Below are 7,825 nucleotides of genomic sequence, written 5' to 3'. Positions count from 1 at the left end.
CAAGTGCCACATCCTCCGCCCCTGCGGCCGGACCGGTAATGACCGCACACGCCGGAGCTGTCAGCGGCGTTTCCGTGGTGAAGCTTATCTCCGCGCAACCCACGGCCTCACCGGCATCATTGAACGGTACAACAGTCACATAATAAGCAGTGTTTTCCGCCCAGCCACCGACCAGCGAGAATGTCGTGCCAGTCGTTTCCTCTCCATTCACAATGTCTGTACCACCAGCGTTGGTGCCGATATAAATGCGGTAACCGTTGGCTCCGTCCGCCGCGGTCCAGACGATGCCTGCTCCAAGGCTGACATCGGTATTCCCTCCTCCGGGATTTGTAATTGTTGTGCATTCGGGAGCAGCCAAAAGCGTTGTAGTAGTAAAACTGATTTCCGCACAGCCCGTGGCCTCACCGGCGGCGTTGTAGGGCACCACGGTAACAAAATATGTTGTGCCTTCGTCCCAGTCGGTAACGGGAGTAAAAATGGTTCCGGTCACTTCCTCGCCATCTACAATGTCTGTTGCCCCGGGTGTAGTACCAATAAATATTCGATAGGCCGACGCCCTTTCTGCTGCCGACCAGGTAATCTCCATATTGAGGGTAGCATCTTCGCTGCCATCTGCCGGAGCCGTTATGGTAGCACACCCGGGGATCGTAATGGTTGACGGGTCAACCTCGTATACGCCCATATCGATATTGTCGCCCTGAAGCCGGGGGGCTCCATCCAAATCGATCGATGACCCGGCGTTAGCATCCGAAACATCGGTAAACAAGGCAGCTCTTCCCGCATCAATTGCCGGACTGGCGATTTGTAGCCTAAAATCAGCTGTATTATTAACAAATAAGGGATTAACGCCTACCAGATTATTTGTACCTGTATATGCTTGCAATATATTTCGACGGACATGCTGTGTGCTTAAATCCATATCCAGATCTTCTGAATGAATATCCGCCCGGTACCCCCCGATTTTTGCCGTATTCAAGAAAAAAATAGAGTTGAAAACACTGGTTTCACAGTGATTGGATGCTGATTGCGCGATGCTGGACATGATCAACGCAGTATTCGTATTCCGTACAAAAGCCGCATTTGTAATTTCAATAAACCGGTTATTGAAGATCGCTCCGCCCTTGTCCGCTGCTTCATTGGCAACAAACAGCGAATTGATAACCTTTAATCCCTCTTCACTATAATTATAGACAGCGCCGCCCTGATCAGTCACATTTTCGTAGAACTGTACTCGTTCCAAGGTTGAAGGTTCAGCGAAACGGTGATTATAAATGGCTCCGCCTTTCTCTTGACTGCTATTCCCGCCGAAGGTTGATGCAATAACTTCGAACCCTCCAAAATTAGTTGCCAAACCACCACCTTTTACTGCTTGATTACTTTCAAACCTACTATTACGAACATAAGTAAGGTCACTTCGCAAGTATAATCCGCCACCATCTTCCCCGCTCTCATTATCTTCAAAAACACAATTTTCAAAACGGGTTTCCGATCCCCAGTTGTGTACAGCCCCGCCCGAATATCTTGAGTAATTATTTCTAAAAATTGTATTCGTTATCCGCGTATTATTTCCGAATCGGACATGAATCGCTCCTCCTCCCATGTTTCCATCGCTACTCACATTTTCGACCACCCTGTTATTTTCGAATAAGCAATCCGCTATCCGAATATTGTCGCACGACCATAAGTAGATAGCACCCGAGCCTATACGATGGGCGGAAACGTTGTTCCTAAAAATGGAGTTAGTAATGGTTACGTCATTGCTGCTTATATAGATAGCTCCACCGCCAGTGCCATCATTCACATCTACTCCCGTTGCGGCGAAGCCTTCAAAAAAAGTCAGCCCGTCAATTTCAACGCCTGCGGCATCAATCGCCATGATTTGGGTGCTGCCACCACCGTTCAGGACGGAAGGATTGGCGGTTACGTTTCGGTTTGCTCCCACGCCGGTATACCCACCATTGATAGTTAATCTTTGTGTTACAGACAAGGTAGTTGTGATGTGGTATGTTCCCTCACGTAATCTTAATTCCGCATTATCCGGAGCAGTTGCTATCGCATTCGCTATATTGGAAGCATTTGTCCAAGAAGAACCGTTACCGGCACCAACGGGTGAAACATAAATGATCGTCTGTGCCTGTGTACGGACACCGGATAACAGCCACACAAAAAAAAACGTCAATACAATACGTTGCATATTGGTAGATATACGAACCGCGTGTTGCCGATACTGATGGCGCTGCTATACCCTGTTTGGTGGTTGTTCATACTTCCACCAGCCTTTATGGTATGCAAACGGATTCGGGAACGACAAAGGTAGCTGGATAGGCGCGCCTAAGGTACCACTGTCTCCATACACAGCATCTACACCCCCTTCAAAAACATATACAAAGTATCTACTCACCGGAAATACCACCAAAACAAGACTGAAAAGAGTAAGCTACGGGGGCTATCCCGTTAACAATAATACCGTCCTTTTAATTTACTTTTGTACAATTTCATCGACATGGATAAACAGGTAAAGGGGGTACTTATGGGCTTGATAGCGGCTACCCTATGGGGTGTCTCGGGTACCTGCGGCCAATTCCTGTTTCAGCAAAGGGGGATCAGCGTAGCGTGGCTTATGTCGGTGCGGATGCTCGGCGCCGGCACCCTATTGCTCATTGCGGCAATGCTACGAAAAGACGGCCACGTGTGGGCGATCTGGCGTGAGCGGAGCAGCCGCCGTAAATTATTGACATTCGGTATTGTAGGAATGCTGGCTGTCCAATATACGTATTTCGCGGCAATCAAACATTCCAATGCGGCAACCGCCACGATACTCCAGTTTTCGGCACCGGTCTTGATTGCCATCTACCTAGCCGTGCGCTACGGCCAACGGCTCAGCCTATTTGGTTATGCTGCAATCCTGTTGGCATTGCTGGGCACGTTCCTATTGGCGACCCATGGAAATATCCAAACGTTGAATATATCCCCAACGGCATTTACGCTGGGTATCGCTTCGGCGGTCAGCCTGGCTATCTATACATTGCTGCCGGGCACGCTACTGAAAAAATACAATGCGATGAGTGTCATTGGTTGGGGCCTGTTTATCGGTGGCCTGGCTATTTCATTTGTAAGGGCGCCATGGCATACATATGGTATCTGGGACGGTTATACATATGCCAATACCGCGTTTGTGGTGCTTTTCGGAACGTTGATCCCATTTTATATGTACCTCAGGGCAGTTCAATTTATCGGCGGCCAGAAAGCCAGCCTGCTGACATCGGCAGAACCGCTGTCAGCAACTCTGATTTCCGTACTGTGGCTGGGGGTTTCATTCGAGGCCATGGATTGGCTGGGTGCCCTGCTTATCATCACGACCGTATTCCTACTGTTCATTAGAAACATCTCCCGCGGTACTTGACTGCGTGATCTGATTTTCATTGCCGGTGAGGCCAGGCAATCCGGAAATAACCAACGCGCAGGCAAGCCCGCGCGTTGGCAAAAGGAGTCGAAGCTTTTACAGCGGGAGACTAAACTAAACTAAGCCAGGTCAAACCTGTCGAGGTTCATCACCTTATCCCAGGCAGCTACAAAGTCTTTTACAAATTTTTCACCTGCACCCTGGCTGGCATACGTCTCTGCCACGGCCCGCAGTTCCGCATTGGAACCAAACACCAGATCCGCACGCGTACCGGTCCATTTTTTCTCGCCTGTTGCACGATCGCGGCCCTCAAAGACCTCCCTCTCTTCGGATAGTGCTTTCCATTCCGTTCGCATATCCAGTAGGTTTACAAAAAAATCAGGGGTAAGTACCCCCGGCTTGCCCGTGAAAACGCCATGGCTGGAACCGTCGGCGTTCGTGTTCAGCACCCGCATACCGCCTACCAGCACCGTCAGCTCAGCTACGGTAAGCGTAAGCAGCTGCGCTTTGTCGACCAGCAACGCTTCGGTAGATACCGACGACATTGATTTCCGGAAGTTGCGGAATCCGTCAGCAACCGGCTCAAGGTAACCGATGGATTCCACATCGGTCTGTTCCTGTAAGGCGTCCATACGGCCAGGTGTGAACGGTACCGACACGGCGTGACCCGCGTCCCGCGCTGCCTGTTCCACGCCAGCACAGCCCGCCAGTACAATTAAATCCGCCAGCGAAACCTTTTTACCGTTTACCTGTGCCGCATTAAACACTTCCTGAATGGATGTTAACACGGCGAGTACTTTTTGCAGCTGCGGCGGATTATTAACCTGCCAATCCTTTTGCGGGGCGAGCCGGATGCGGGCACCATTTGCACCACCGCGTTTATCCGAACCCCGAAAAGTCGCTGCGGAAGCCCAAGCCGTGGAAACCAGTTCAGCAACGCTTAAACCGGATCCGAGTATGTTTTCCTTCAGGGCAGCTGCATCTTTTTCATCAATCAGCACATGGTCGACCGCCGGAATGGGGTCCTGCCAAATCAGTTCTTCTTTTGGTATATCCGGTCCCAGGTAACGTGTACTTGGCCCCATGTCACGGTGCGTCAGTTTAAACCATGCCCGGGCAAAGGCATCGGCGAAGGCTTCCGGGTTTTCGAGAAAGCGACGTGAAATCTTTTCGTAAACCGGGTCAAACCGCAGAGAAAGGTCGGTAGTAAGCATGGTTGGCAGTTGCTTTTTCGTACCGTCAAATGCATCCGGGATAATTGCTTCCGCATTTTTAGCTACCCATTGGTGTGCGCCCGCCGGGCTTTTGGATAACTCCCATTCAAAGCCAAATAGGTTTTCAAAGAAATTATTGCTCCATTGGGTTGGTGTCTTGGTCCACGTCACTTCCAGCCCGCTGGTAATCGTATCGGCTCCCTTACCCGAACCGTAATTATTCTTCCAGCCCAGCCCCTGCATTTCCAGTCCGGCAGCCTCCGGTTCCTTGCCTACATGCGTCGCGGGAGCAGCACCATGTGTTTTACCGAAACTGTGGCCGCCCGCAATCAGCGCAACCGTTTCTTCGTCGTTCATGGCCATGCGGCCGAAGGTATCCCGGATGTCCTTCGCCGCGGCGATCGGGTCCGGGTTTCCGTCAGGTCCCTCCGGATTTACATATATTAATCCCATCTGTACGGCCGCAAGCGGCTTTTCCAGGTTACGGGAATGGATTTGTCCATCCGCATCATCCTCCGAAACCAATACGCCATGCGCTTTATCCACTCCTTCTGAACCCTGTGCATAACGGACATCTCCGCCCAGCCAGGTGGTTTCGGAACCCCAGTATACGACTTCGTCCGGTTCCCAGGCGTCTTCACGTCCGCCTGCAAAACCGAATGTCTTAAATCCCATGGATTCCAATGCCACGTTGCCGGTAAGTATCAGCAGATCCGCCCACGAAATCTTTGCGCCGTATTTCTGTTTGACAGGCCACAGCAACCGTCGGGCCTTGTCGAGGCTGACGTTATCCGGCCAGCTGTTCAGCGGTGCAAAGCGCTGCTGCCCTGCACCCGCTCCACCACGGCCATCGCCCACCCGGTACGTTCCCGCACTATGCCACGCCATACGGATAAACAGCGGGCCATAATGTCCGAAGTCAGCAGGCCACCAGTCCTGCGAGTCCGTCATCAGCGCATGGAGATCACGCTTCACCGCCTCCAGATCCAGGCTTTTAAATGCCTCAGCGTAGTTAAAGTCCTTACCCAGCGGGTTTGACAGGGGAGAATGCTGACGTAGTATGCTGACTTTCAACTGTTCCGGCCACCAATCGCGGCTCTTTGTGCCTCCGCCACCTACATTTTGCTTTAGCTTGCCCTGGTGAAATGGGCATTGGCCAATGTCTTTTGATTCTTTTTCCATATTTTCAGCTTTATTATGAATGAACGCGACATGTGTATGATTTCATAAAGTTATGCTATTTCATAAAGGAATCACAATCAATTAATTCTATATTTCAATAGCCAAAAGCTATTATCATTTCTAATTTTGCCAGATGACACGAAATCACTTTGTTGTCCTCGACGGACTAAGGGGTATTGCGGCCATTGCCGTGGTGATTTTTCATTTCATGGAATGGATCATTCCCGACTTCAGCGACAATTTTATCGGTCATGGTTACCTGGCAGTGGATTTCTTTTTCTGCTTATCGGGTTTTGTTATCGGTTATGCATATGATGAAAAAATCAAGGCTATAGGGTTCTGGAACTTCGTTAAGGCGCGGCTGGTGCGACTGCATCCGCTGGTCGTTATCGGTTCTGTTCTCGGACTGTTGGGTTTCCTTTTCCCGCTCTTTGGAGAGGCGGATCATTATTCCTTTTCCAGTGTGCTTATCCTTTTCCTCAGTTCGGTTTTTTTGATTCCCTATCCGGTTCTAGAAAGCAGGGCATTCAACTTATTCAGTCTAAACGCGCCCTCGTGGTCGCTATTCTGGGAATATATCGTCAACATTGCCTATGCCGTCTGGCTAAGCAAAATACATCGGAAAACACTCACAGTGTTCCTGTGCGTCTCCGCCGTCTGGCTGGTCTACACGAGCTACCATTACGGCAATTTACTGGGTGGATGGTCAAAAGACAACTGGGAAGCAGGAGCGGCAAGGGTTTCTTATTCATTCGGTGCCGGACTGTTCATTTACCGCAACCGGTGGATCATCCAAAACCGCGGTGGGTTTATGCTGAGTGCCGCATTCCTGCTGATGTGTTTGCTCATGCCCTTCTTTTCGCCGAATTGGCTGATTGATGGACTGATTGTATTGTTTGTTTTTCCGTTCATCGTTTCCCTGGGGGCAGGAACTTCCGTAGAACCGGCTTTTTCGCAACTCGCCAACTGGCTGGGAAACATCTCTTATCCCCTATACATGACCCACTATTGGGCAATCTGGTTCTTTGGTGCTTACCTGAGCCACCCGGCTTATACCCCTGATCAGTTGGCATACATCATCCCCACTGGCACCCTGTTCCTGATCGGCTTTGCACATGTCGTCATGAAGTTTCTGGATATGCCAATCAGGGTTTATTTAAAAAAGAAGCTCGCGATACGGTGAATACACCCCATAAAATACGGATAGCTAGCCCAACGCTGTTATTTATTATGCCCGAGCTCGTTGAGCAAGGCTAAAAAACGTAACTTTGAATGACTTTGACTGAATACGCAAACATAGACAAACTTTTGATTGACATCAGGAGCTGCACCTACTGCAAAGCGCAGTTACCACATGCCCCGAATCCGGTTATACAAGCGGCGGCCGATTCAAAAATTGCGATAATCGGTCAGGCCCCGGGTCAAAAAGTCCAGAAAAGCGGTATCCCGTGGGATGATCAGAGCGGGAAGGAATTAAGACGATGGCTTGGTGTCGACACAGTTCAGTTCTACGACCCGCACTTATTTGCGCTCGTCCCCATGGGTTTCTGTTATCCGGGGAAGGGAAAATCAGGCGACCTGCCTCCCAGACCCGAATGCGCACCGCTATGGCATCGGAAACTCTTCGACGGCATGCCGGGAATTAAACTGACGCTGCTCATTGGAAAATATGCACAGGCGTATTACCTCGGAAAAGCAAAAACCAGGTCACTGACCGATACCGTACTCCGTTTTGAGCATTACCTGCCTGCATTTTTTCCGCTTGTACATCCCTCACCCCGCAATAAAATCTGGCACAAGCGCAATCCATGGTTCAGCGATACGGTCGTTCCCCTATTGCAGCGGAGTGTAAGCGAAATCATCGGAATGCGCCACGCTGACCACTAACGGGTGCTGCTGGAAAAGCGCGGCAGCGTTATCTGCAACCAGCAAGCACAGTTAACGGGTTATTTCTCGAAAACGACTGCGTGGGGGTCCGCTCCCTTTTTGATGGCCACGGAAGACAGGTGCTCAACCATCGGATCCG

At 50.4% G+C, this 7,825-nt stretch carries 5 protein-coding genes; 3 read left to right on the top strand and 2 right to left on the bottom strand.

What is annotated here, in order from left to right:
* Positions 1 to 2,194: choice-of-anchor Q domain-containing protein (locus tag ABWO75_RS12905; RefSeq protein WP_353186171.1), on the bottom strand; the 2,194-nt coding region annotated here is incomplete at its 3' end.
* 309 nt (positions 2,195 to 2,503) lie between these two features.
* Here ABWO75_RS12905 and ABWO75_RS12900 point away from each other — a divergent pair.
* On the top strand, positions 2,504 to 3,403 hold the full coding sequence (locus tag ABWO75_RS12900) for a DMT family transporter (RefSeq protein WP_353186169.1): 900 nt from the start codon (positions 2,504 to 2,506) through the stop codon (positions 3,401 to 3,403).
* Between the two features lie 119 nt (positions 3,404 to 3,522).
* On the opposite strand, the gene katG is transcribed toward ABWO75_RS12900, so the two are convergent.
* Complete coding sequence (gene katG / locus ABWO75_RS12895) at positions 3,523 to 5,799, bottom strand: catalase/peroxidase HPI (protein ID WP_353186167.1); 2,277 nt, start codon at positions 5,797 to 5,799, stop codon at positions 3,523 to 3,525.
* A gap of 133 nt (positions 5,800 to 5,932) precedes the next feature.
* Between katG and ABWO75_RS12890 the strand changes: the two genes are divergently transcribed.
* Both ABWO75_RS12890 and ABWO75_RS12885 read left to right on the top strand, forming a co-directional pair.
* Positions 5,933 to 6,982 (top strand): acyltransferase family protein, encoded by a 1,050-nt coding sequence (locus ABWO75_RS12890; protein WP_353186165.1) that lies wholly within the window; start codon positions 5,933 to 5,935, stop codon positions 6,980 to 6,982.
* Between the two features lie 89 nt (positions 6,983 to 7,071).
* Positions 7,072 to 7,686, top strand: a complete 615-nt coding sequence (locus ABWO75_RS12885) for a uracil-DNA glycosylase family protein (RefSeq protein ID WP_353186163.1) — start codon at positions 7,072 to 7,074, stop codon at positions 7,684 to 7,686.
* Positions 7,687 to 7,825: the final 139 nt, after the last annotated feature.

This window comes from Parapedobacter lycopersici, assembly GCF_040395035.1.
Classification (GTDB): domain Bacteria; phylum Bacteroidota; class Bacteroidia; order Sphingobacteriales; family Sphingobacteriaceae; genus Parapedobacter; species Parapedobacter lycopersici_A.
The sequence above is the reverse complement of the archived record's forward strand: the minus strand, read 5'-3'. Positions and strand labels throughout refer to the sequence as shown.

Coding starts and splice junctions, on each gene's coding strand:
- katG (WP_353186167.1), bottom strand. CDS start 5,799: ATGGAAAAAGAATCAAAAGACATTGGCCAATGCCCATTTCACCAGGGC.
- ABWO75_RS12885 (WP_353186163.1), top strand. CDS start 7,072: ATGACTTTGACTGAATACGCAAACATAGACAAACTTTTGATTGACATC.
- ABWO75_RS12890 (WP_353186165.1), top strand. CDS start 5,933: ATGACACGAAATCACTTTGTTGTCCTCGACGGACTAAGGGGTATTGCG.
- ABWO75_RS12900 (WP_353186169.1), top strand. CDS start 2,504: ATGGATAAACAGGTAAAGGGGGTACTTATGGGCTTGATAGCGGCTACC.